Annotated in this window: 26 protein-coding genes; 16 read left to right on the plus strand and 10 right to left on the minus strand. The window is 47.4% G+C overall.

Features of this window, described 5'->3' with window-relative positions:
* Window positions 1-81 precede the first annotated feature (81 nt).
* Window positions 82-1224, plus strand: coding sequence for a DNA primase DnaG (gene dnaG, locus VJ249_04535; GenBank protein HKZ93834.1), 1143 nt, complete (start codon window positions 82-84; stop codon window positions 1222-1224).
* Window positions 1225-1295: 71 nt separating this feature from the next.
* Here dnaG and VJ249_04540 read toward each other — a convergent pair whose 3' ends face one another.
* Window positions 1296-1625, minus strand: a complete 330-nt coding sequence (locus VJ249_04540; GenBank protein ID HKZ93835.1) for a hypothetical protein — start codon at window positions 1623-1625, stop codon at window positions 1296-1298.
* A gap of 149 nt (window positions 1626-1774) precedes the next feature.
* On the opposite strand from VJ249_04540, the gene VJ249_04545 reads away from it, so the two are divergent.
* Window positions 1775-2857: an mRNA surveillance protein pelota gene (locus VJ249_04545; GenBank protein ID HKZ93836.1), complete on the plus strand. Its 1083-nt coding sequence runs from the start codon at window positions 1775-1777 to the stop codon at window positions 2855-2857.
* Window positions 2858-2878: 21 nt separating this feature from the next.
* Here the strand turns inward: VJ249_04545 and VJ249_04550 are convergent, their stop codons facing one another.
* Window positions 2879-3592: a nucleotidyltransferase domain-containing protein gene (locus VJ249_04550; protein HKZ93837.1), complete on the minus strand. Its 714-nt coding sequence runs from the start codon at window positions 3590-3592 to the stop codon at window positions 2879-2881.
* A gap of 3 nt (window positions 3593-3595) precedes the next feature.
* Window positions 3596-3925, minus strand: a complete 330-nt coding sequence (cutA, locus tag VJ249_04555; protein ID HKZ93838.1) for a divalent-cation tolerance protein CutA — start codon at window positions 3923-3925, stop codon at window positions 3596-3598.
* 93 nt (window positions 3926-4018) lie between these two features.
* On the opposite strand from cutA, the gene VJ249_04560 reads away from it, so the two are divergent.
* From VJ249_04560 to VJ249_04570, 3 genes are all read left to right on the plus strand, one after another.
* A complete protein-coding gene (locus VJ249_04560) occupies window positions 4019-5179 on the plus strand; it encodes a site-2 protease family protein (GenBank protein HKZ93839.1) in 1161 nt (386 codons plus the stop codon).
* A gap of 22 nt (window positions 5180-5201) precedes the next feature.
* Window positions 5202-6149, plus strand: a complete 948-nt coding sequence (locus VJ249_04565; protein ID HKZ93840.1) for a TIGR00269 family protein — start codon at window positions 5202-5204, stop codon at window positions 6147-6149.
* Between the two features lie 80 nt (window positions 6150-6229).
* Window positions 6230-6526, plus strand: coding sequence for a winged helix-turn-helix domain-containing protein (locus tag VJ249_04570; GenBank protein HKZ93841.1), 297 nt, complete (start codon window positions 6230-6232; stop codon window positions 6524-6526).
* A 58-nt stretch (window positions 6527-6584) separates the two neighbouring features.
* On the opposite strand, the gene VJ249_04575 is transcribed toward VJ249_04570, so the two are convergent.
* Window positions 6585-8903: a NosD domain-containing protein gene (locus VJ249_04575; protein ID HKZ93842.1), complete on the minus strand. Its 2319-nt coding sequence runs from the start codon at window positions 8901-8903 to the stop codon at window positions 6585-6587.
* A gap of 166 nt (window positions 8904-9069) precedes the next feature.
* On the opposite strand from VJ249_04575, the gene VJ249_04580 reads away from it, so the two are divergent.
* The 3 genes from VJ249_04580 to VJ249_04590 all read left to right on the plus strand — a co-directional run bounded on the left by VJ249_04580 (window position 9070) and on the right by VJ249_04590 (window position 12038).
* Window positions 9070-9630, plus strand: coding sequence for a DUF998 domain-containing protein (locus VJ249_04580; GenBank protein ID HKZ93843.1), 561 nt, complete (start codon window positions 9070-9072; stop codon window positions 9628-9630).
* A 115-nt stretch (window positions 9631-9745) separates the two neighbouring features.
* Entirely contained in the window at window positions 9746-10192 is a 447-nt protein-coding gene (locus VJ249_04585; protein ID HKZ93844.1) for an ArsR family transcriptional regulator, read from the plus strand.
* Window positions 10193-10265: 73 nt separating this feature from the next.
* Entirely contained in the window at window positions 10266-12038 is a 1773-nt protein-coding gene (locus tag VJ249_04590; protein ID HKZ93845.1) for a beta-propeller domain-containing protein, read from the plus strand.
* 96 nt (window positions 12039-12134) lie between these two features.
* On the opposite strand, the gene VJ249_04595 is transcribed toward VJ249_04590, so the two are convergent.
* On the minus strand, window positions 12135-12512 hold the full coding sequence (locus VJ249_04595) for a hypothetical protein (GenBank protein HKZ93846.1): 378 nt from the start codon (window positions 12510-12512) through the stop codon (window positions 12135-12137).
* 184 nt (window positions 12513-12696) lie between these two features.
* Between VJ249_04595 and VJ249_04600 the strand changes: the two genes are divergently transcribed.
* Complete coding sequence (locus VJ249_04600) at window positions 12697-12948, plus strand: hypothetical protein (GenBank protein HKZ93847.1); 252 nt, start codon at window positions 12697-12699, stop codon at window positions 12946-12948.
* A 13-nt stretch (window positions 12949-12961) separates the two neighbouring features.
* Here VJ249_04600 and VJ249_04605 read toward each other — a convergent pair whose 3' ends face one another.
* Complete coding sequence (locus VJ249_04605; protein HKZ93848.1) at window positions 12962-13726, minus strand: transcriptional regulator; 765 nt, start codon at window positions 13724-13726, stop codon at window positions 12962-12964.
* 147 nt (window positions 13727-13873) lie between these two features.
* Between VJ249_04605 and VJ249_04610 the strand changes: the two genes are divergently transcribed.
* Complete coding sequence (locus tag VJ249_04610; GenBank protein ID HKZ93849.1) at window positions 13874-14635, plus strand: orotidine 5'-phosphate decarboxylase; 762 nt, start codon at window positions 13874-13876, stop codon at window positions 14633-14635.
* A 31-nt stretch (window positions 14636-14666) separates the two neighbouring features.
* On the opposite strand, the gene VJ249_04615 is transcribed toward VJ249_04610, so the two are convergent.
* The 3 genes from VJ249_04615 to VJ249_04625 all read right to left on the minus strand — a co-directional run bounded on the left by VJ249_04615 (window position 14667) and on the right by VJ249_04625 (window position 16216).
* Complete coding sequence (locus VJ249_04615) at window positions 14667-14822, minus strand: ribbon-helix-helix domain-containing protein (protein HKZ93850.1); 156 nt, start codon at window positions 14820-14822, stop codon at window positions 14667-14669.
* An 84-nt stretch (window positions 14823-14906) separates the two neighbouring features.
* Window positions 14907-15254, minus strand: a complete 348-nt coding sequence (locus VJ249_04620) for a hypothetical protein (protein HKZ93851.1) — start codon at window positions 15252-15254, stop codon at window positions 14907-14909.
* 185 nt (window positions 15255-15439) lie between these two features.
* Entirely contained in the window at window positions 15440-16216 is a 777-nt protein-coding gene (locus tag VJ249_04625; GenBank protein ID HKZ93852.1) for a histidinol-phosphatase HisJ family protein, read from the minus strand.
* A gap of 107 nt (window positions 16217-16323) precedes the next feature.
* On the opposite strand from VJ249_04625, the gene VJ249_04630 reads away from it, so the two are divergent.
* The 3 genes from VJ249_04630 (at window position 16324) to VJ249_04640 (ending at window position 18390) form a co-directional block, all read left to right on the plus strand.
* The gene (locus VJ249_04630) at window positions 16324-16764 is read left to right on the plus strand and encodes a hypothetical protein (protein HKZ93853.1); all 441 of its coding nucleotides are present in this window, start codon (window positions 16324-16326) and stop codon (window positions 16762-16764) included.
* An 18-nt stretch (window positions 16765-16782) separates the two neighbouring features.
* Complete coding sequence (locus tag VJ249_04635) at window positions 16783-18000, plus strand: ATP-binding protein (GenBank protein HKZ93854.1); 1218 nt, start codon at window positions 16783-16785, stop codon at window positions 17998-18000.
* Between the two features lie 63 nt (window positions 18001-18063).
* Complete coding sequence (locus VJ249_04640) at window positions 18064-18390, plus strand: arcadin 1 (GenBank protein HKZ93855.1); 327 nt, start codon at window positions 18064-18066, stop codon at window positions 18388-18390.
* A 39-nt stretch (window positions 18391-18429) separates the two neighbouring features.
* On the opposite strand, the gene VJ249_04645 is transcribed toward VJ249_04640, so the two are convergent.
* On the minus strand, window positions 18430-20223 hold the full coding sequence (locus VJ249_04645; GenBank protein ID HKZ93856.1) for a ribosome biogenesis/translation initiation ATPase RLI: 1794 nt from the start codon (window positions 20221-20223) through the stop codon (window positions 18430-18432).
* Between the two features lie 449 nt (window positions 20224-20672).
* On the opposite strand from VJ249_04645, the gene VJ249_04650 reads away from it, so the two are divergent.
* From VJ249_04650 to VJ249_04660, 3 genes are read left to right on the plus strand one after another with little or no spacing between them, the layout of a single operon-like run.
* A complete protein-coding gene (locus VJ249_04650) occupies window positions 20673-21695 on the plus strand; it encodes an ABC transporter ATP-binding protein (GenBank protein HKZ93857.1) in 1023 nt (340 codons plus the stop codon).
* Entirely contained in the window at window positions 21692-22501 is an 810-nt protein-coding gene (locus VJ249_04655; GenBank protein ID HKZ93858.1) for an ABC transporter permease, read from the plus strand. The genes VJ249_04650 and VJ249_04655 overlap by 4 nt, the downstream gene beginning before the upstream one ends.
* Entirely contained in the window at window positions 22492-23349 is an 858-nt protein-coding gene (locus VJ249_04660) for an ABC transporter permease (GenBank protein ID HKZ93859.1), read from the plus strand. Before VJ249_04655 ends, VJ249_04660 begins: the two co-directional genes overlap by 10 nt.
* Window positions 23350-23352: the final 3 nt, after the last annotated feature.

Raw genomic sequence — 23352 nt, forward strand, 5'->3', positions numbered from 1 at the left:
CATGCTTCGTAACTAGTACACGTTTACGGCGTTACTGGGATTATTCCCATATAACAAAATATCACTAGGAGGTGCATGCTAATGGGATCATCACAGACAGTTACCGTAAAGTATGTTATCCGCGCCAGATTCGAAATTGAAGGCGTGGTTGAAAAACCCGACGTAATAGGAGCAGTTTTCGGACAAACAGAAGGCTTGTTCGGCACGGAACTTGACCTGCGCGAACTGCAAAAATCAGGACGAATCGGAAGAATAGAAATCGAGCTGCAATCGAAACAAGACAGAACCACTGGCACAATCGTGATACCGACCAGCCTCGACAGAGTATCTACCGCTATAATCGCAGCTAGCATAGAGAGCATAAACCGTGTTGGACCATGCGAGGCAAAAGTCACCATAGACAGACTTGAAGACATACGAGACTCAAGACGCAAAGTCATAATTGAACGAGCAAAGAGCATCTTGCAGAAATGGCAAATCGAGTCCATGCCCAGCACAGAGGAAGTCTTCCGCGAAGTCTCAGAAACCCTCAGAGTGCCCAAAGTCGAAAAATACGGACCAGACGAATTGTCAGCTGGACCAGACGTAGACCGCGCCAAAGACGTCATAATCGTGGAAGGCAGAGCTGATGTCATAAATCTGCTCAGATGCGGAATCGAAAACGTTGTGGCACTTGAAGGCGCAAAGGTTCCAGACACTATCATCAAACTCAGCAAAGAGAAAACAACAACAGCACTCTTAGACGGTGACAGAGGCGGCGATCTCATCCTCAAGGAACTTCTGCAAGTAACCGACGTCAAGTACATCTCGCGGGCACCGCCTGGAAAGGAAATCGAAGAATGCACATCGACTGAGATATTCAACGCTTTGAAAAACAAAGTGCCAATCGAAGAGTTCAAGGCGAGAAAGCCGCGTGAACGCCCAAGAGTCCTTGTGCCAAAGCAGATCAAGGAAGCGCGAAAAGAACTTGAAGGCACATTGGAAGCCGTATTGTTCAGCGAGAAAATGGAGCAAATCGAACGAATACCAGTAAGCGCACTGGCGGAGAAGCTTCAGCAAACTGCAGGCGTTGACACAGTGGTGTTTGACGGCATCATAACGCAGCGGCTGGTAGACATAGCAGGCGAAAAGGGCATCAAATTCGTAGTAGCAGCGCGTGTTTCAGATCAGGTTAAGCAACCGCTTAAAGTTCACCTACTGACCTTCGCAGAAATGGAAAGCTAAACAAAAGAATTCATTAGGTGAACTTTGCGAGCGTTCTAGGCTTAGAGCCAGAGGCTACAAGCAGTTCTTCCTCAGATATGCCGAACATTGTTAGAACGGAGACGCTGCTGGAACAATCTGATTATTAATGTGATGACAGCTTCAACGAGCCTTCCAAAATACTTCCTTTTAACTGGCTCTAATTTCAGAACTGATGGAAATTCGTTCTTTCGAGTTGTTATGTTCTGAATCACTTTCTGCGGATCATGTTCATTCTTAACGACTAGGTAGAAGTAGGCTTGAAAGCTGCGTTCGATGATGAGGATGCGTTGGTCTTTGTCGTCGATGCCCCAAATCCAGATCTCAGGCTTGTGCTCCCTTACTTCAGAGTTGACGTCTAAGAGCCAGAACGCTTTCTTCATAAAAGCAGACCTTCCAGCAGTCCCGCTCAACGTATTTTCTTTATCACATTTGAAGGTAAGAGTTTATCCTAGCAAGTAAGAGTAAAGAATTTTAGTGAATCCTGAGAACAAGAGTGTTGCCGCCGACTGATCTTGGCGAGGGCGGGCTCTTGAAAATCCTACAAATGCACCTTAAGAAAGGCTTCGTTAAGATAGTGCCGCAAAGCCTCGATGATCTATGGCATCTATACAACATCGTGTACCCAGGCGACCAAGTCTACGCCCGCACTACCAGGGAAGTTAAAGTCCAAGGAGAGTTCATTCGCCCACAAGAGGGTAGACGAGTCACAGTTTCTTTGGGCATCAATGTTGAAAGTGTTCTTTGGGACAGAAGCCTTAACCGTCTGCGAATTCGCGGAGTCATAATTGACATTCCAGAAGACATTGGTGGCAGGGGCTCTTATCACACCGTGAATGTTGTCGTCGATCAGCCTCTGACCATAACAAAGGCAAAGTGGTTGAAGCATCAGGTTGACCGCTTGGAAAAGGCTAGCCACGTTGAAACTCCTCTTGTCTTACTAGCCTCAATAGACGATGAAGAATACGCGGTTGCTCTTCTTCGCCAATATGGATTAGACGTTAAAGCAGAGAAACATATTCGATTGCCAGGCAAATTGGAGCCTGAAAAACGGGAGGAAGCCTTCAAAGCCTATTTTAAGGATGCCTTAAGTCTGACTCGTAAGGCTTGGGAAAGCATCAAGTGTCCCATAGTTGTTTTGGGACTTGGCTTTGTGAAGAACAGCTTCGTTACCTATGTTAAGGACAAGGACAAGGACATAGCATCTGCCATTGTGGACGTCAAGAGCGTGAACAGCCCTGGTTTAACAGGCATCAACGAGGCGATTCGGTCAGGCGTGTTGACGAAGACCCTGAAGGGCGCCAGGATGGCTGAAGAAACAAAGCATGTTGAAGAAGTGCTGGCACGACTTGGGAAGGGAAAATCGGACGTAACCTACGGACTGGACGAAGTAACCAAGGCAACTCAATACGGCGCAGTTGAGAGACTGTTGATAGCTGACGTTCTGCTTCGTGACTCGCCAGATGAAAAACGACTAGAACTGGAAAAAATAATGCGCGAAGTAGAGGAGAAAGCAGGACAAATTACAGTTGTTAGTACGGAACACGAAGCGGGTCACAAACTAAAAGGACTCGGCGGGGTCGCTGCGCTTCTCAGATATCCAATAAGTGGTTAGACCTTAAGCCGCAAAACTGATTTAGTAGCCAAATAGCCTGAGTCGCCTCCGAACAGCTGGATTCTCATCTGCTAACTGCTTCAGCACCATTTCGTAGGTTTCCGTCGGAGCAAGCTCGCGCTTAATGAAGACTCCTGTTCTGCCCACCTTGTCTCGACGCAGTAATGCGTGTACTCGGTCAAGCACCGTGTCAACTGAAATATCGAGCAGCTTTGCCACCGTTTCCTCTTTGCCAACAATACTATCTTCAATATGTCCTTTTGCTGTAGGTTCAATCAGCACAAGCCGCTTATCGACGCCTTTGACTCGGCTATTGTCTCTGAGCATTTGGAACGTGGCTTGACCGCTAAACTGATACAAGTCGCGTTCTACGGAGCGCAGCTTCATCAATGGAAAAGATATAACGCTTTTCGGGTCGAGTTCAATGTAGCCTTTCGCAGCATAAGAGGGAGTTGCCTGCACAAGAAAACGTCGATTGACTGTTATTCCAACGCGTTCAAGTGCCGATTCGATCACGAATGAACTGGAAGGATCGGAGACGAAGACATCAATATCACTGGTTTCGGAAACGTCGCCTCTCGCAATGCTTCCATGTGTAATGCATGCCAAGTTTGCTTTCTCAATGGGCATCATAATGTCCATAGTCTTTTGCCTCTGTTCGTGAAGCAGTCTCCATCTCTCCTTACCGTAGATCACTTCAACGCGATCAGCACGTTTAACTGGCTTCTTCGCCATGGCTCAGCTTTCACCAGATTTGGCGAGAGTACCATCTAACCATTCTAAATAGGGCTTAAATCCTGCCTCAATCGGCACCGCCACGATTTCAGGCACGTCGTAGCTGTGCGCTTCCTTGACGGCTTTTGAAAGTTTAAGAAAAAGTTTCTGATCCGACTTCATTATCACCAAGAATTCCTTTGCCCTGGCAATCTTACCCTGCCACCAGAAATGAGACTCTGTAGGACCCAGAATATTAGCGCACGCTATTAGATGCTGCTCAAGTAAGGTTTGCACGATTCGCTGTGCTTCGCGTTTTGAAGCGGTAGTCACAAACACTATGATCGGCGCCATTCAGCCTCGACCCTCACCTATTTTCAACACTATGTTTAAGTATTATATCCTTGTTAATTTCTAGAAACGTCAGTTCAAGGAATCAGAAAGGCAATGGCTCTCACGTTGACGCCTGAACTAACATTTCTAGTAGGCGTAGCTGTTTTCTGGACTATTTTGTACATTGTAGCTTACATTTTTCATCTGGACAAACGTGGACTAGAGGTCAAACCGGCTTTCTTCATGTATAGGTCGAAAGCTCTGAACTCATCAATAGACGCACTGGCTAAGAGAGCGCCAAAACTCTGGATCACTCTGTCTAACATGGGCTTAGCCTTCTCTATCGGTCTAATGGCCTACGCCTTCTACTTCCTCATCAACAATCTGCTCAGATTCAGCCAAGAGGGCGACATTGGCTACGTTGCAATACCCATCCCAGGTCTGACTTTGAGCCTCTATTGGCTACCTTTTTTCCTCTTCGCCATAGTGGTGATTATCCTGCCGCATGAACTTGCTCACGGCATAATGGCGCGTGTAGAAAATATCCCAGTGCTGTCCACAGGCGTCGCTGCAATGCTGGTGTTTTTTGGCGCTTTCGTGGAACCTGATGAGAAGGAATTTGAAAAAGCCTCTTTGACCGCTCGGCTACGAATGCTTTCAGCTGGATCATCAACAAACTTGGTGACAGCTTTGCTAACCCTCATGCTGCTGACCGGATTGTTTGCAGCGCCGTCGGGCTTGTTGATTCAAGAGACCATAGCAGATGGACCGGTAGACCGGGCTGGATTGGAAAGATGGGACGTTATTCAAGCTATCAACGGCACGCCGATCGCCACATACGCTGACTTTGCTGGCTACATGAGAGGTGTCAAAGCTGGAGCGAATTTGACTCTTACCGTTCTCAAGGACAACAGAGCCACAGATGTGTTTATCACAACCGCGGCAGACCCAGAGAACAAGAGCCGAGCAATTATTGGATTGAACACTGGATTCGGCGCAAGCTATCAACCAAACAAACTCGGATTGGAACAATACACTGGCGTCAACTTGTACTGGACTCTATTCTGGACATGGGTGTTCGCGTTCAGTGTCGCAGTCTTCAACATGCTACCATTGTATCCATTTGACGGCGAACGAGTCGCGTACTATCCACTTGAACGATTTGTTGGGAAAAGAAAAAAGGAACTGCGTATCGGATTAAGCGCGTTCACACTTGGGCTTTTCGCATTGAACATAATTCTCAGCATATGGCGCTATGGACTGCTAGCGTTCTAGCGAAGGTCATGGCGATTCTGCGATGGCGAGATGCACTTTTTGCAGGCGCAAAGACGCTGTCTACATGCGCGTTTACTCAGGTGAACAACTCTGCGCCAAATGCTTCACAGAATCAATTGAAGCCAAAGTCAAATCGACAATAGCCAAACATAAAATGCTAAACCCAGACGATAGAATCGCAGTGGCGGTCTCAGGTGGAAAGGACAGCGTCACTCTGTTGCACATTCTGGCTAGGTTCGAGAAATTGTTTCCGAAAGCCAGCCTCTGCGCAGTCACAGTGGACGAGGGAATTCGAGGCTATAGAGATGAAGCAATCAAGTTGGCAGTCGATAACTGCCAGAGGCTTGGCGTAGACCACACTCTGACTTCGTTCAAACAGCTGTTCGGCGTTCAACTCGACGAAATAGTTAACTTGCTCAGAGACCGTGGAAGAAGCAACACTGACACGCTTTCACCATGCACCTATTGTGGCGTCTTGAGAAGGCGAGCCTTAAATCTGGCAGCTCGACAAGCGAAGGCGGACAAACTTGCACTTGCGCACAACTTAGACGATGAGGTTCAAACTATATTATTGAATATTATGCACGGCGATGCTCCACGTTTGGCACGGGTTAAACCCGTGTTGGAGAAGTCGAATCCAATGTTTGTGCCACGCGTGAAACCACTTTGCACTGTGCCTGAGAAGGAAATCGCCTTTTACGCGTACCTGAAAAAGATTGACTTCCAAAGCGTGCCCTGCCCCTACGCGCTCACAGCAATGAGAAACGACATAAGATTGATGGTTAACCGCCTTGAGGAGAAGCATGCTGGCACCAAGTTCACTGTGCTAAAGTCTATTGAAAGGATTAGACCCGCCTTGGAGTCCTATGAGAAGGCCGTTATCTTGCATGCGTGCAGAGTGTGCGGAGAGCCTACTGTGGGTGAGATCTGTAAACCATGTGAAATGCTGAGGAAAATTGGTGTGCGCTAGCCGCTTCCATATAGGTCATTGTTCTAGAAGCATCTTCCTCAAGAGTAATATATGCTCCATGCACATGGTATATTTTGGAGATGAGGCAGGCAGTGGCTACTATCGAGCTAAATAACAGCAAACGAAGAGATCGTCACGACATTGTTGCAGAAATATTGAAAACCGCTAGAGAGGGCAGAATCAAGACACACATCATGTACAAGGCCAAACTGAGCTATTCGCAAATGAACTCATACCTTCAGTTGCTGGTTGACAAAGGCTTCTTAGAAAACAATACTGTCATAAGAAAAAAGCAGATAATAACGCTCTACAAGACAACGCCCAAAGGAGTCCACTTCATAGAGAACATTGACACAGTCAATCAACTGCTTGGTTGAAACCAGAAGCCTCTACATTCTTGTCACGAAAAAAACCAAATAGAAAGAAAAACGGAAGTTATTGAGGTTCTTCGCCGCGGCTGAAGACGATCACTTTGAATTTTATCAGAACCACCACGATAACCACGACTATCACTGGGATTATGATAAGGAGCAGCGTTGTCAAAGACAGCCCGAACAGCCCGCCGGCTCCTTGTTCCTGCGAAGGATTCACGGCGAGTGAAGTTTGACCTTGCCCGTCGACATAACCGCTCTTAGTTGCCGATGCGCTGATGGTAATGTCAATCAACGTTGCTGTCTCAGGCGTCGTGAAGGCCGTCAGAAAGTCGCCATTCGCATCAGTTAGCCCTGTGGTTGAAGAGAACTCACCTGTTACATCTGACAACACGGTGACGGTAGCATTTGCAACTGGCATTCCATCCGAGGCCACATGAACTGTCATGCTTGCATTATCTCTTGAATCGACAGTTGTTGGGTTGGCAGTAACCTCAACACTTAACGTTCTTGGAGAGACGGACAGTTTGACTTGATCTGAACCCGCCCAGTAACCGATCTTTGTCACGGTCGCTGTCAATGTAACGTTTTGCTGAGTCAAAGTCTGAGGAGCCTTGTACCCAAACTTGAACCAACCTTCGGAGTCTGTGCTTCCACTCTGTGGCGTGAAGCTTCCGCCCCTGTCTGATGCCAGTGCGACGGTTGCACCTTCAACTGCTTCTGAATTGTACGTAACGTGAATTGTTCCGTTAATGCTTGCTTCTGATTTAATTAGATCAAGGTCGACTGTAAGATCGACGGACAGAGGAGGCACAACTTCCAAGTATTTGTGGGATGAGCCGTCTGCGTTGCCAGTTCTGTAGGCGCGTGCCATCAATCTTACGTTTGTCTGCTCATTTACGCTTGGCGCTTGATAGGAAGCGGTGAAATAACCCGTGGAGTTCGTCAGACCATTCTGTGGTGTGATTGTTCCGCCCAAGATGGACATCAGCGCTATGTTCACGCCTGAAACTGGCGAAGCGCCAATCATTGCTCGGGCAGTTATTGCAGCTTGTCCTTCAGACACTATCTGAGAGTGACTTAGGTCTACTGTAACCTCAAGTGGCGTGAGCGCGCTCACCGTTATTGTCACGATAGCGGTGTTCGTACTGATGGCGCCGAAGTCATCCATAGCTTTGACGTTTGCTTGATATGTTCCCGTTGATGGATATTTGTGATCAAAAATCGAGAGCGTTGTCCAGCTTGTGTTCTGAGCGTCGCCGAAGTCAAAGAAGTATTTGTCAACGCGTCGGTCATCGCTTGAATTAGTGCCTATGAACGTGACTGGTTGGTTCGGTTGAACTAGGATTTTGTCGGTTAGCAGTCTAGCTGTGGGTTGAGTATTGATGTAGCCGTTGGGTGCGCTTAGGAATTCTATGAAGTCCAAGTCTTCTCCGTTGCTTTGCACTGGATTGCCTTTACCATACGGGTTCAATGATGCATGGTATGCGCCGGTTGAGTCACCCCAGTAATTGTATTCCATGTTTATTGGCTGGCTTGCCGTAACATTCACGCCGTAAATGTTGTTGTATATGTCGTTGAACTGTGGCGATACAGTGCTTGTTGCGTTTTCGAAGTAGACTCCAACATCGTTGAATGAAATGGAATTGCGCGTTACACTTGCACTAACGCTGCCGAAAATGTTGATTCCCCGTGAGTTCGAGGACAGAGTATTGTTGAAAATGGTTACGCTACTTATGGAGGTACCCTCGGCATTCTGGAAGTCTATTCCGTTGTCTATATTTGCTGAAATGCGATTATCCCGAATTGTCATCCCTGATGTGCTGCCGCTTAGAATGATTCCGTCCCTGTTGAGTTGAATTGAGTTGTCTTCAATTGTGCCAATGTTATTGCCTGTGAGGTAAATGCCGCTTTGATAATTACTTGCTATCTCACAATCGCGTACTTGGACATTCCCATTTTCAACAACTATTCCGTTTGTCGCGTCTTTAACCACGCTGTAAGAGATCGTTGAAGCTTGAAGTTGATTGATGAACCGAATTGCGCCCCAATCGCCTAGCTGAGGCTGATCTTTATTTGAAACAAACTTGATCATTCCTTCTGACGTGCCAATCGCATTGAGTATGCCTTCAACGGTTAACGAGAAGTTGCCTCCAAATCTTACTTCAACGCTCGGCTCTATAGTCAGCGTGTATCCAGATTTTACAACCACGTCATTGATGACTATGAACGGGCTATCAGTCAACGTCCAGACAGTGTCCTGTTGAATGTATCCCTCCACATAGGTCGCATTCGCCTGTGGAAGCAGAATCTTGCTTGTTGCCGCGAACATTCCAACTAACAAAACCGTCAAAATGACGTAAAGTCTAAACTTCGTTTTCATCCAAGACCGCGTCCTGTTTGGAAATCAGACTATCATCGACAAAAATGCTCTTTAACCATTATGAATTCATAATCCACCTTCAGAATCAATGAGCGGTTCTTGGTTCGAGGTCTGAACAGATCCGTTTATCCCAAGTTTTAAGTGTGACAAACCGAAGTTTCAGTTTATGGAACTCTTTGAGCGAAAGTTTGCTGGCGCGCTTGTGTTTGTTGGTGGGGCGCAGTTTCTTGTCGCAATGATTATTGCAGAAGCATTGTATCCAGGCTACAGCGTCTCATTGAACTACATTAGTGATTTGGGTGTGGGACCAAGCGCAATCATATTCAACTTATCTGTCTCTGTCTTTGGCTTAACAATCGTCGCAGCTTCATTTTACATCCGGCGTATATTCAAGAATCTGTTGTTAAGTTCACTAGTGGCGCTAGCTGGCGTAGGCGCTATAGGCGTCGGACTGTTTCCTGAAAATGTTCCTCCGCTGCATGGCATTTTCTCTTTTGTAGCCTTTTTCTTCGGAGCGGTTTCAGCAATCGCAGCGTACATGATTCAGAAATCGCCCATTCGTTATTTTTCGGTTCTGATGGGCGTCATGTCGCTTCTAGCTTTGATTCTCTTTGCGACAAGGAACGACTTGGGACTTGGGATTGGAGGCATGGAGAGAATGATTGCGTACCCGATTATTCTGTGGGCAATAGGCTTCGGGGGCTACCTAATGAACCACTTTAATTGAATGAAAGCCTTTCAGTCCTTGCCCATGTAAACCCGGGGGCGTCCTTGCGCCTGTTCCAGAAATTGGACTTATAAGACTAATACCTTAGACTTGATTTGGTGAAGCGTGGCTACTATTGAGCCTTGAAGATGAGGTTAACCTTGAATATGCGCTTCGCGGTAAAGCTTGGAAAGTCTATTGGCTACTCCTGAAAACTGGTCGCCCAATGAGTGTTCGAGAGGTTCAGAGAGCGTTAAACTTCAGTAGTCCAAGCGTGGCCAATCACCACCTTGAGCAGTTGCGTGAACTCGGTCTGGTGCAAAAACAACATTCTGACGGAAACTACGCTTTGGTAGGCGAGGTCAAAATCGGAGTACTTCGGCATTTTGTCAAGCTGGGTAAACTTCTCTTTCCGAGGTATTTCTTCTACGCTGTTTTCTCAACAGCTTCCTACATGATCTATCTTCTGTTGCTTAGACAAGCTTATGTGCAAGAGAACCTGTTTGTCCTTGCTTTTGGAGCCGTTGTTTCAGCCATTTTTTGGTATGAAGCCATCCGAGTGTGGTCGCTAAAACCGTTCTAGTTTCTGGTTGAGATCGTACTAACGATTAGGATAAAATACAATAATCACTTGATGTTGATTAGGCGACCTGAAGATGGAGAAGGAAATTAGGAAACGCGCAGCGCTCTATGCATTCGTCGCGGTTCTCTCAGCTATAGTTCTGGGCGCTTTTGCCTACAACTTTTCGATTTATCCACTTGAACCCTATCAACCCGTTCAAGTTGGGCAACTTCTGCCAACTTTTTCATCTCATGAAGAGCTGAGAACCTTCCTACTGGCCAATTCCAAGACTCGAGGAGTGTTCCCATTTTACAGTCCCTCCGACGTCAACACGTTGACCACACGCGCGCTAGTGTCCTTCGATGTTGCTCAGCAAGGAGAGAGCTTCAAATTCGAACATTCGACCACGAATATTCAGGTTGCAGGGGTTGATGAAGCGGACATCGTTAAGACCGATGGGGAGCACCTCTACCTGATCTCAGGGAACAACGTCACAATTGTGAAGGCTTATCCACCCGAAGAAGCCCAAGTGCTCTCCAAGATGACTTTCAACGACACTTATCCTGTGGGTATATTCGTGAGTCAGGACAAGCTAGTGGTTCTGGGTAGCCACTACACCGTTTCATCAAGGCAGTATTATGAACCCGTCGTAATAGACATCAAAACCTCAGCGAGCGTATACGATATTTCTGAAAAGACGCAACCTGTATTGCTAGGAAACTTCACGATAACTGGCAGCTATTTCCACTCAAGAATGATAGGCGACTACGTATATTTCGTTGTCAGCCAGCCAGCCTATGTGATTTACGACACTGTTGTTCTTCCAAAGGTTTACGCAGACGACGAAGTGAAGGAAATAAGCCCTTCAGAAATCTACCACGCCAACGCGTCAGACAACTACTATCTGTTCACGACAGTTGCCGCAATGAACATACACCGAGTTGAAGAAGAGCCGACGTACAGGACACTTATGCTCGGGGGCACAAGCAGCATGTACGTTTCTCTTGACAACGTTTACATAACGTTTCCAGAAGCAGACGCTCAAACATCAATCTACCGAATAAGCGTGGAGCAAGATGCTCTGGTGGTTGAGGCTCATGGCAAAGTGCCGGGCCGCGAGCTCAATCAGTTCTCAATGGACGAGTATGATAGCTACTTCCGAATAGCCACTGCAACATGGGCTAATGGAACTGTTCACAGCAACCTCTACATAATGAACATGGACCTAAGCATCGTTGGCAGACTAGAGAACATTGCACCCGACGAAACCTTGGATTCGGCTCGATTTATCGGCAATCGCGCCTATCTTTCAACCTCGGTCGTTCAGAGAGATCCCTTTTTTGTAGTAGATGTCGGAAACGCAAGCAGTCCACAAATCCTGGGCTATCTCAAAATCCCGGGTTTCACACGGTACCTGCACCCGTACGATGACAATCATCTAATAGGCATAGGCAAGGACGGAACTAATGTGAAAATTTCGCTTTTCAACGTAGCCAACGTAAGCACGCCAACTGAGATAGACAAGTACCTTTTTGAAGGCGTCTCGTCCGATACGCTCGTTTTGACTGAGCACAAGGCCTTTCTCTTGGATAAGACGAAGGAGTTACTGGTGCTCCCAGTCTCAGTGAATAATATGGACTACTCGTTTTGGCAAGGCGCATACGTTTTCAAAATAACCGTGACAGATGGTCTAGTCATGAGAGGCACAGTCACTCACAGAGACTCTGTCGTCTATCAGTACGATGAACGCTTTTTTGTGGTGAGAGAGCTTTACGTCGAAAATGTGCTTTACACAGTTTCTAACAAAAGGATAAGAATGAACGACCTATCAGATCTGAGTTTGATAAACCAAGTTGAGTTGCCGTAGCTTATCCTTTTTCCTATCCTGACCATATTTTCATTATCAAATCAGTGAAACAGCGGTAATGAGAGCAATGCGGTGCCTGCTCTGCACCAAGTGGAATCAACAGGTTGTCTTCCGGTATTCTTTTGCTCTTTTCAATGCTTCCGGCGTTCCTATCTTCTCGGCAACTTCTGCAGCTGAACGGTAAAAACAACTTTTCGCGTAGTATCGTTCAGCTCTTTCTAACGCTTCAACCGACGGCAATTGCTTCGCAAGCTCAGCCGCAGCCAAGAGCCATCCGACTTGGACGTAGTATTCTTCAACTCTCTTCAGGGTATGTGGAGCATGTTTTTTCGTGGCGTTTATGATTCTTGGCAGAGATAGTCTTTCAACTGAACTTTCTTGAACACCCATCTTGTCTTTGAGCCATTGGAAAGACTCTATCCTGAACTCCTGAGGGACATGGACGACTTTGTCTTCAGGTTTCTCAGTTTCCATGCCAGAACCACTCGAAGACAGGGACAACGATACTATTACTTTGCATAGTTGACTTATGGGCTTTGTTCTCAGCCGTATCAACCGACCTCGCTAGAAACAAGCTAGAACAATAAGACTAAACCTGCATTCAGAGTCCGTTTTCATAAACGATAACTATTCAACCTAAGGTAGAAGATAATGCTGATTGACGTTGGCGAAGCTCAAACTCAACGGCCACTTTGCCCGTTTACGCCTAGCTTTTCACAGTTTAGGTTTGAGTTGTTTAGGCGGCGCCGTGTTTCTGCAGATCCTAGTTTTTAAAGACATCTTGCAGCAAGGCTACTTCATGGGCATTGAAAACAACCCTGTTATCCTTCAGTTTGAGGTGGCACTCACCATCTTCGCCGCCATATACTTGCTTCACTTGTACATTTCAAAGATACGTTCAATTCCATAGCGTACTGGCCAGATTAGGCTGTGACTTTGGGCGGCACTCTGACGGGCTTGCCGAACTTCATGCGTAGAGCAATGCGATAAAGCCGACGCAAAGACCTGATCAAGTATTCAACGCTTGGCGCCAAAGAATAAACCAGAGGAATGCGGTCGTACTCAGAGAGTTTTGCTGCCAGCTCGTCGGGTTCGGCGCCGTGGAAAACCACTAGCCGCGGTTTCAGGGGGCTGATCCTTACAGCCAACATGGGCGACAGCTCCCTATGCACGTTCGTGAACACTAAAGCGCGTTCGGTGGTGCTTCCAAAAATGGTGAAGAACTCCCATCCTGACAACGTTTCCATCGCCTTCAGGCTGTCCACAACAGTATAGCCTAGAATTTCGCTTTGAGCTTCTTCTTTGCAGGTTAACACTTCGCCGAGCACAGCCTTGCAGAATAGCTCAGTGCGCACAGGAATTGGAAACTCGCGCAAGTCGAGAATAGGAGTTGTCGGCGAACTCGTCAACCGTGCCAATTCACGAATGTATCTTCCACCTTTTTCCTCATCGATCACCAGCAAAGCCCACACAAATCGCCTCACAAAGCGTGTGCCAGGGCTCTTACGACGCCCACTCTCATAATCGCTGATAACCGACGGCGAAGAAAGAACCATTTTCTCAGATAATCGCATTTGCGAGACAGAAAACAGTTCACGCCACTTTCTCATTGTGGCGCCAGGCTTCCTTGACAGAATAATCTCACCTGCAATTCGACGTGCCAGCACCATGCGGACACTTGGAGACACGGACAACTTGCGAGTGTATCCCCCTAAAAGATGCCGAAACTTAATCATGAACGTAACATATAAAACTGCCTTTAGACCGTGCAGGTTCAAAGCGGTCAATCATAAGTGTTTTTAAAGCTGCACAACAATTGCTGAAAAGGTGCAAACTTGTTTAGGCAAGAAATGGAGAGGTCGGCAGAAAAGCACAGGTCAAACATAGTTCTTGCATTGGATCTTCCCTCTGACACTCCTCGGCGCCTCATGGCGAGAAGCCTTCGGATCCTTGATTTAACACATCAGCATCTGTGTGCGCTGAAGCTGAACAGGCAAGCCGTTTTGCCGCTTGGCTTGTTTGACGGCGTGAAGGAAATCGTCGAAAGGGCGCACGATCTGAGGCTACCAGCCATCATGGACGCAAAGATAAACGACATTGGGAATACAAACCTCGCCATCGCTGAGTACTATTTCAAAGCGGGCTTCGACGCTGTAATCGCGAGTCCATTCGTTGGTTGGGAAGAAGGAATGCAACCTGTGTTTGAAGTTGCCCAAAAAATGAAGCGGGGCGTCATTCTGCTAGTTTACATGAGCCACAAGGGCGCCACTGAAGGTTACGGGCAAATGGTGCAAGACCCAAACACTAACCAGTTAGTTCCACAGTACAGGGTTTTCGCGGAAAAAGCGTTAAGATGGAAGGCTGACGGCGCCGTGGTAGGAGCTACATTTCCAGACAAAATCCGTGAAATTCACGCTGTACTAAAGGACAGAGTACCGATATACTCGCCGGGCATAGGCGCTCAAGGAGGAGATGCAGTAGCAGCGGCAAAGGCTGGAGCGCGATATCTCATTGTGGGTAGAGCCATCGTTGATGCAAAGGACCCAACGAAAACTGCCGAGCGAATCAGAGATGAGGCGTGGAAGCTTGAAAACTAGAAAAGTGGAAGCGCAGTAAATTCGTGCCCGCTTATTCTTCTCGTCCTCTTTGCCAGAGCTCTTTCTTCAGCATGTCTCTAACAGCTGAGCGAATTGCGGAGCTTCTGCTTGGATACATGTTTGATCGGACGAGCTCGTCTAAGCCTTCAAGATAGGCTTCGGGTAACAGAACTGTAACTAGTTTCAATCTTGCACTCACCTATTCTGCGTTATTTGGGCATGTTTGCAGCATATTATGGCGAGGTAGCTGTTATAGAACTTGCGCTCCCGCTCAGATCACATGTCCCTTTATTGTGCCCAACTCTTTGACCACTTTCGGAAAAGTCTTGAACACATCGTCAACATGCAACGCTGAATTCCGCATTTTCAGCTGAATCAAACCCGCCGCAATCATAGCTGAACCTACGACATCGCTTATCGTAGGATCTGGAAAAGCAATCATCGCCAAGCCAGCTTTAATCAAGAACGACTTATTTCCCTGTTTCCACAGTTTCTGAGTTGACCGCAATTCACCTTTGAAACCGCGTATCGCGCTGTCTGCTACGCTCACGGTCTGGTTTCGACTTTCGCCGTAATGCTTCAGCAGTTCCACAACGTTCTTAGCTTCTTCTTGGTTCATATTAGGACCCGGGCCACTCGCACTCACATTCCTAGAACGCTCCGAACACAAAAACCTTAACTGAAGAAAAGAATGGAAACCAAGGGACGCTGAACCAAGGTTAACGAGGATTCCTTTTCAGGAACGCAACAAAAGCTTAGCACGATGACCGCGAAATTTGCGGCAGAAATGCTCAAACCTCCAGATCAAAATTGAACAAATTCTCGTCTTCTTCGGGTGAACCTGACTATTTCGTCGTAGCCAACTCTCGTCACCAGATCAACGGCTTTGTCGAAATCAGCTCCAACATCCTCTGGTAAATGAGCGTCCGAGCCGAATGTAATAGGCAAACCGTTGTCAAAGCACATTTTCAGCAGCTTCTCGCTCGGATAAATTTCGCGACAAGGCTTTCTTAATCCACTAGTGTTGATTTCGATACACATGCCGCTCTTGCTTATCGTTTGCACGGTTTCAAGCAGAAGGTCGTCGAGGTCATTTCTTGGTCGGAAGTTGAAAATTTTGACCAAGTCCAGATGCCCAACAATATCGAATAATTCCGTCCTCGCCATGGTTTGAACCAAGTCAAAGTATTGCTCATAAACTTGGTCAACATCTCTTCTAACCCATTCCTCCATGGCGGATTTACTGTCAATCAACCAGTCTCCGATGTAGTGTACGGAACCCATGAGATAATCGAAGTCAAAATGACGAATCGCCTGCATCAGAGTCTCCACCCTGTCAGGGACAAATTCCACTTCCAAGCCCGTTTTGACAGGAATCGGCGAGGTCTGTTTGAAACTGCCGATGGCCTCAACATAGTTGTTCAGTCGTTTAGGATCCATAGACCATGCCTCTTTGCGCAAGTGAAAGTGGTCTGAGAAGCCGATTTCGTTGATTCCCTTTTTAGCTGCTCCGTCAACGTATCGGGCCATTTCGCTGTTGCCATCTGAAAACGCTGTGTGCATGTGGTAATCCAAGCGCATCTCAGTTCCCGTCTTCCTTTGCCATTTGGCAACTCATATACTTTAGTTAATTATTTTAAGGCTGAGATTAGTAATCTAAGGCTTAACTCTTCGCTTCGGTGTCCAAGATGACTGAGGAACACTACGCCTACATTCTTGTTGAAGATGAGAAGTGGTGGTCTCGCAGGTGCACCATAAACAAGCGGGGTAATTCGGTTCACTCGTTTGTGCGTCGGGGAAAGGTTGGTCCCAAAGAGACAAGTAAGCTACTATTCTACATCAAGTCCCCCGCTAGACACATCAGGGGCTTCGGTGAGTTCGTGGAGAGAATTACGGGATCACAAGATGAGTTGTGGAACCTTTACGGCGCTGAAACAGTTTTTGAGAACAAGGAGGAATATGACACGTTTGTCGCTGGCAGAGAAAGCGTCTCCATGATACGCTTCCGAAACCTAGAAGAACTTGACAAGCCCGTGTCTTTCGAAGTCTTTTATGCTGCCGTGGGCATCAAGAAAATGCCTAATGGAGGCATGTACATAAGCAGAGAAACCCTGAACCAGATGATCTGAGAGGAAGCTGTCAAAATTATGTCAGAGTTAAAAGCAAAATTCGATCCTGAAGAGTTTGTTGAAAAACAAGTGGAGCAGATAAGAAACGTTTTGGGGAGCGAACGAGCACTCATCGCAGTTTCCGGCGGGGTGGACAGTTGCACGTGCGCCGCCCTTGTGCACGGCGCAATTGGAAACAACCTGCTCTGCGCCATGCTGGACGACGCCTTCATGCGCATTGGTGAGCCTGAGAGAGTCGCCGCACTATTATCTCAACCTCCGCTCAGTCTGCCGATCAAGATCCTTAACGTGCAAGAGCGCTTTCTGGAAGAAATGCGTGAATTGCGAGACGCCGAAGAAAAGAGGAAAGTGTTCAGAGAAACTTTTTACCGTGTTCTGAGCGAGGCAGCGCAGCGCGAAGGGATTAGCTATTTGGTGCAGGGCACTATTCTGGCTGACATCATTGAGACTGCTGGAGGCGTCAAGACCCAACACAATGTTCTTTCACAAATAGGCATCAACCCTAGGGAGCGCTACGGCTTTCTCATTGTCGAGCCGCTGGCCACCCTGTTCAAGGGTCAAGTTCGAGACGTAGCCCGTTTTCTCGGCTTGCCACGTGAAATCGCTGAAAGGCAACCGTTTCCTGGCCCAGGGCTGTCAGTTCGTGTTGTGGGTGAGATCAGAAGAGACAAGCTGGATGCTGTGAAGGTGGCGACAGCTATAGCTGAGGAGAAACTAGCACCCTACGCGCCAAGCCAGTATTTCGCGGTTATATTAGATAATGTCGAGGACGCATCTCATGATTCTCAGCTACTGCAGATGCAAGGGCAGGCGGCGGAGTTTTTCAAAGTGCCAAAAGGGCAAGTTCAAGTGACTGTTTTTGAGGACAAGGCGACGGGCTTGAGAGATGGCAACAGAGTGTACGGTGAAGTAGCCACCGTGAAAGTACTCGATGCTGGAGGAAGCATCCATCAGTCACCAGTTTCGAACTTGAACGAGTTACAGAACATAATTTTGACCAACAATGTTTCCTTTACTAGGTTCTTCTACCTGATCCGTGAGAAACCGAAAAAACAGCCGTATGCCATTGCTGTGAGAGCTATAAGTACAACGGACTTTCTGACAGCCAAGGTGTCAGACATAGCTTGGGAAACTTTGGATGACATCGCGGAAAACATACTGCGTGCTTGTTCGAATGTTTCAGCGGTTTATTATGATGTGACGCCCAAACCGCCTGCGACAGTTGAAATGGAGTAGACAAGGGAAAGCATAAAACCTCTCGCCGTGTTCAGTAACTAGACGTAGAATGTGGGATTTGTGTTGGTACGCGTAAGAGTTCAACGCATCGAATCCATAAGAGACCCGGAAGGCAATTTGGGCAAGCGAATTGAGCTTTTGGAAGATAGGGTTATGCCACGCATGGTGATTAGACCTCAGACTGATGAAGCCCGTATGGCGCAAGACATAATGCAGGCGCTTCAGCAGCAACTGCCCATGTTTCCTCAACAAACACAATTCACGTTTCCCAAGCTGATCCTATTCTTAACCGAACAAGAGTATGAGAGCTTGGGCGTGGATTTTGACGTGAACCAAGTCTACGAACTGGAGTTGTCAGGTCAGAGCATCAAGTTCAAAAAGGCTCCCTAGCATGGACGATTCAAGTTCTCTGAGAAGAACCCAGCGCCCCTAGTCTTTGCCTGCAGAAACATAGTAGTATTCGTTAGCCTTTTTCTGGTGGCGATCCATCTTGGAGCCTTCTTTGTTGACTCGGGGTCTTTTTGTTTCTGGATCTCGGCGGAAGGTTATGTTCATGTCCTTGAGGAACAGGTTCATCCCCTTACGAAGAGAAGTTGGTGCTGCAGCTGTGCCTTTGACTCCTGGATCACCCTTGAATATCATGAGTCGATCCGCAATGAAGTCCTGTGCCACAACATCGTGCTCGACCACGAATGCCACAGCGTTTCGGGTTTCTACCACGCGTCGTATGATTCTAGCCACGGCTAACCTTTCTTCCACGTCTAGGTAAGCACTGGGCTCGTCAAGCAAGTAAACGAACGCTTTCTTAGAGAGGCAAGCGCTAATGGCAACTCTCTGCAGCTCACCTCCACTAAGTTGAGCAACATCTCTTTCTAGCAGTAGCTCCAAGTCTAGGGGTTGCATGATCTCGCTTTTGTACCAGCCAGAGCCGAATTCATCTTTTGCCATCCCACGGAGCAACTGCTCCACTGTGCCCTGATATTCCGCTGAGATGTACTGCGGCTTGTAGCTTACGGCTGAGTCGCTCTGCATCGGAGATACGCCTATATCGGGTTTCTCGATTCCAGCCAGAAGCTTGACGAACGTGGTTTTTCCGATGCCGTTTGGACCTAGTATGCCAATTACTTCGCCCAAGCCAGCTTCTCCAGCTTCGACAGCCAATGAGAAACCGCTGTATGTCTTCTGCATTTCTTCCCATTTCAGCACGATTTCATCAGCTGCCCAGCCTGCTGTAGGTGGCTTAACATGGAAGATTATGGGTTCCTTGCGGAAACGCACATTTTCGTCTGGCACAAAGCCTTCCAGGTAGATGTTTATGCCCGTGCGCACCGCATGCACGTGGCTGACTATGCCGTAGACTGCTGGGCAACCATAGAAGACGCATATGTAGTCGGAAAGGTAGTCCAGTATGGCCAAGTCGTGTTCAGCCACGATGACGGTTTTGCCTTCATCCTTAAGGCCACGTATCACTCGGGCTGCCTGCAAGCGTTGTTGCACGTCTAGGTAGCTTGAGGGTTCGTCGAAAAGATAGACATCGGCGTTGCGGCTGATTGACGCGGCGATAGCGACGCGTTGCAGTTCGCCGCCGCTGAGCACATCTAGTGTACGGTCTAGAATGCTGCTTAATTGGAGCTGTTCGGTCAACGTCTTGAAAACGCCTCGTTCATCAACTCTTCTGAGCAGTTCGCCTACTTCGCCTGAAATAGCTTGAGGCAACTTGTCAACGTACTGCGGTTTTGAAACCACTCGCAACTGTTTCTGGCTTAATCTCAGCAAGTAGTCCTGTAGGGTTGAACCTCTGAAATGTTGGATGATCTCAGGCCATTTAGGGGGCTGCTCGTACTTCCCAAGGTTTAACTTGATTTCGCCCGAAAGAATTTTAAGGGCGGTGCTCTTGCCGATGCCGTTCTGACCTAACAGCCCGAGCACGCCACTAGGGGAGGGAAGCGGTAGGCGAAAGAGTTTGAATGTGTTGGCTCCGAAGCGATGGCTGCATTCGCCTTCGAGTTCGTCTGGTAAGTTGACGACTGATAAGGCTTTGAAAGGGCATTTTCGGACGCATATACCACAACCAACGCAGAGAGATTCCACAACAATGGGTTTGTCACCCTCAAACCGTATTGCTTCTATTTTGCTGCGTACTGGCGGACAAAATCGATAGCATACTTTGCCACAACGTTTCGGCTGGCATTTGTCCTCATCTAGAACGGCGACTCGAACCATGGGGCTGCTGATGCTCCAACTCTTACGATGAAACAAAAATCAATAGAGAGAGCTGGTTATAAACTTGCGTTACAAAATGAAGAAATCGATCGAATAATAAGGACATATGTTCAAAACAATAGTAAGAAAAACTTGCGCTTTGCATTGCGGCTACCATTCTTCTTCTTCCCATTCTTCGTCGTCAACTCCTTCTTCTTCGCCTTCTTCTTCCCATTCTTCCTCCAAAGTTTTCACCTCCCCCTATGGGTGTGAGCATCCTTAGAAGACCCATGCTTGGTTTTTTAAGGGTTTCCGTTCGGCTATTGACGAAAGCTGGGTCGGTGAGAAGAGAGTTTCTTGGCGGCGTTGTCGGTTATGTTTGCCTTCGAGCGTTCAATTCTGGGGTGTCTTTCTGTGGGTCAAAAAGGGGCTTTGGTGGCTGTTGTGGCAGTGAGGAAATTCTTATGTTCATGGATGCAGTTGTTAGTCTGCGATTTGATATGCAGCATTGCATAGAAACCAAAGATCTGGTCAGAGTGTTCAAAGGTTCGGGCAAAAGCGTAGTTAAGGCTCTGGACAAGGTTTCAGTTACTATTGAGGAAGGCGAGATCTTTGGTTTGCTGGGTCCAAACGGGGCTGGCAAAACCACGTTCATTAAGATTCTTTCCACGCTTCTGTTGCCGACCAGCGGCGAGGCGTATGTGAAAGGATTTAGTGTCGTGAAGGAGCCGAACAAGGTTAGAAAAATCATTAATCTGGTTTCTGGCGGCGAGACCCCTGGATACGGTATTCTTAGTGTTAGAGAGAATTTGTGGTTTTTCTCGCAGCTCTACGGGTTGTCGTCTTCGGCTGCAAATGGGAAAATTAAGCAGTTGATGGCTGAGTTGGACTTTGAAGAGTATGCCAAAACTAGAATGAACAAACTGTCCTCTGGCTATAAGCAACGGTTGAACCTTGCCAGAGGGTTGATAAACGATCCGCATATTCTGTTTCTCGACGAGCCTACGTTAGGCTTGGATGTTTTGACTGCGAAGAATCTGAGGAATTACATGGTGAAGTGGGCGAAGCAGGAGAGGAAGGGAACTGCTTTGTTGACAACGCATTATATGGCTGAAGCTGACGAAATGTGTGACAGAGTGGCAATAATCGATCGTGGACGAATTCTGGCATGCGACAGCCCCCAGACGCTGAAGGAGAACTTAGCCAAGAATCCGTCTGCCAAACTTGAAATCTCTTCGGTTAACGTGAATTTTGATTTCCTGAAAACTATGCAAGGTGTTATTGGATTCACTGAGACGCGTAACATTCAGACAGGCACGACCGCGTTGAAGGTCATCGCGCGTAATGAATCGATCTTTTCGGAGATTGTGTCAAAGATGAGTCAGGAGAACGCCAAGGTCTTGAGTGTGAGCAAGACTGAGCCCACGTTGGAAGACGTTTACATTAGCCTTGTTGGTCGAGGGTTCGAGGAAGCCGAGGCTGCCGGTTCATGATTGAAGACTTGGTTTCTAACATTAGAGTTGCCTATGCTAGACTATGGGTCAGAGTTAAAGGCGGCAATCGTGAACCCCATTGGATCTTTACTGAGGTGACAGTGCCAGTCTTAACGTTGAGCGCGTACGTGTACCTCTATAAAATGTTAAGTGCTCCAGCCGAGTTTGCTGGATTCGTTGTAATCGGCGGCACGATGATGGCTTTTTGGTCAAACGTGCTGTGGAATATGTCTGCGCAGTTTTATTGGGAGAAAGAAACTGGCACCCTCCAGATGTATTTAGTTGCTCCTATTTCCAGAATGGCGATTCTCTTAGGTATGGCTCTGGGCGGCATAGTGAACACTGCTTTGAGGGCTGCGGCGATTCTTGCAGTGGGCATTTATGTTTTTCAGGTGCCCATTTTCCTGCGCGATCCAGTTGTAGCTTTGTTGATTTTTGTTTTGACCATTGTGGCTCTCTACGCGTTAGGTATGCTGTTTGCTTCGTTGTTTCTGATGTATGGCAGAGAAGCGTGGCACACTGCAAGCTTGCTTCAGGAGCCGGTGCATTTTCTGTCGGGGTTCTATTTTCCTGTTCGGTACCTGCCTTTTCTGATTCAGCTTGTGGCGTCTGCGATCCCAATTACTTTTGGGTTAGACGGGATAAGGCGAGTCATAATATCCGGTGAAACCGCGGCTGATGTTCTGCCGCATGTAGCTGCTTTAGTTGTGTTCATTGCGTTTTTGATGCCGTTGGCGAAGCTTGCGTTGGGTTACATGGAGAACTTGGGTAAGAAAGAGGGGAGGCTGACTTTGCGGTGGCAGTGAGCACAATCCTCAGGTCTGTTAAGCAAGCGATCTGGGTTGGCTGGAAGGTTGAGACAAACTGGGCTGATCCTTTGGTGTTTTCCATTTATTACGTTATAAGACCGTTAGCGGGCTTGCTTATCGTTGGTTTCGTTTTCCTCATTGGCAGCGCTGTTGCGGGGGCGTTTAGGCCTGAGTATTTTGCGTACATGTTCATTGGAAACACTTTTTTCATCTATGTGTTGCAGGTTACGATGACTATGGGTTTTCTGATTCATGAGGATCGTTCGCATTATGAGGTTTTGAGGCATATTTATCTCTCTCCGGGTTCGTTGCCTTACTATATTTTGGGTAGAGCCTTGAATGGCGTGTTGAATGCTTCGATTTCGCTGGTTTTGACTATTGGTTTGGGGGTGTTGATTTTTCAGGGGTTGATTGGAATTAGCCTGCCTATTGATTGGTTGAGTGCCAATTATCCAGCTGTAGCGTTGAGCTTAGTAGTGGGCACGGCTTGTATGATTTCTATTGGTTTCATTTTTTCGGGCATCAACCTAGTGACTGCGAGAATTCAGTTTGCCTTGCCTGATTATGTTTCAGGTATTTTCTATCTGTTGGGCGGAGTTGTATTTCCTCCGGAGATATTGCCGTCTTGGGCTCAAAGCGTGTCGAATGCTCTGCCTATTACTTATTTTCTGCAGGCTGTGAGGTCTTCGTTTGGTTTGGCTCAGCCTTATGACACTTTAGGTGCAGACTTGCTTTACTTGGGTTTGACAACTGTCGTGACCGCGGTTGTTGGCGCGCTTGTCTTCAAAGCTGCTGAATACAAGGCTCGGAAAGATGGACTCATAGATCGTAAAGAAGAGTATTAACAA

The organism is Candidatus Bathyarchaeia archaeon, from assembly GCA_035283685.1.
In the GTDB taxonomy this organism is placed as follows: domain Archaea; phylum Thermoproteota; class Bathyarchaeia; order Bathyarchaeales; family Bathyarchaeaceae; genus DATETJ01.

What these genes read in the sequence shown, in the direction of transcription:
- dnaG (HKZ93834.1), top strand. Translation starts at nt 82, where the DNA reads ATGGGATCATCACAGACAGTTACCGTAAAGTATGTTATCCGCGCCAGA.
- VJ249_04540 (HKZ93835.1), bottom strand. Translation starts at nt 1,625, where the DNA reads ATGAAGAAAGCGTTCTGGCTCTTAGACGTCAACTCTGAAGTAAGGGAG.
- VJ249_04550 (HKZ93837.1), bottom strand. Translation starts at nt 3,592, where the DNA reads ATGGCGAAGAAGCCAGTTAAACGTGCTGATCGCGTTGAAGTGATCTAC.
- cutA (HKZ93838.1), bottom strand. Translation starts at nt 3,925, where the DNA reads ATGGCGCCGATCATAGTGTTTGTGACTACCGCTTCAAAACGCGAAGCA.
- VJ249_04560 (HKZ93839.1), top strand. Translation starts at nt 4,019, where the DNA reads ATGGCTCTCACGTTGACGCCTGAACTAACATTTCTAGTAGGCGTAGCT.
- VJ249_04565 (HKZ93840.1), top strand. Translation starts at nt 5,202, where the DNA reads ATGGCGAGATGCACTTTTTGCAGGCGCAAAGACGCTGTCTACATGCGC.
- VJ249_04570 (HKZ93841.1), top strand. Translation starts at nt 6,230, where the DNA reads ATGAGGCAGGCAGTGGCTACTATCGAGCTAAATAACAGCAAACGAAGA.
- VJ249_04575 (HKZ93842.1), bottom strand. Translation starts at nt 8,903, where the DNA reads ATGAAAACGAAGTTTAGACTTTACGTCATTTTGACGGTTTTGTTAGTT.
- VJ249_04580 (HKZ93843.1), top strand. Translation starts at nt 9,070, where the DNA reads ATGGAACTCTTTGAGCGAAAGTTTGCTGGCGCGCTTGTGTTTGTTGGT.
- VJ249_04590 (HKZ93845.1), top strand. Translation starts at nt 10,266, where the DNA reads ATGGAGAAGGAAATTAGGAAACGCGCAGCGCTCTATGCATTCGTCGCG.
- VJ249_04595 (HKZ93846.1), bottom strand. Translation starts at nt 12,512, where the DNA reads ATGGAAACTGAGAAACCTGAAGACAAAGTCGTCCATGTCCCTCAGGAG.
- VJ249_04620 (HKZ93851.1), bottom strand. Translation starts at nt 15,254, where the DNA reads ATGAACCAAGAAGAAGCTAAGAACGTTGTGGAACTGCTGAAGCATTAC.
- VJ249_04625 (HKZ93852.1), bottom strand. Translation starts at nt 16,216, where the DNA reads ATGCGCTTGGATTACCACATGCACACAGCGTTTTCAGATGGCAACAGC.
- VJ249_04630 (HKZ93853.1), top strand. Translation starts at nt 16,324, where the DNA reads ATGACTGAGGAACACTACGCCTACATTCTTGTTGAAGATGAGAAGTGG.
- VJ249_04635 (HKZ93854.1), top strand. Translation starts at nt 16,783, where the DNA reads ATGTCAGAGTTAAAAGCAAAATTCGATCCTGAAGAGTTTGTTGAAAAA.
- VJ249_04645 (HKZ93856.1), bottom strand. Translation starts at nt 20,223, where the DNA reads ATGGTTCGAGTCGCCGTTCTAGATGAGGACAAATGCCAGCCGAAACGT.
- VJ249_04650 (HKZ93857.1), top strand. Translation starts at nt 20,673, where the DNA reads ATGGATGCAGTTGTTAGTCTGCGATTTGATATGCAGCATTGCATAGAA.
- VJ249_04655 (HKZ93858.1), top strand. Translation starts at nt 21,692, where the DNA reads ATGATTGAAGACTTGGTTTCTAACATTAGAGTTGCCTATGCTAGACTA.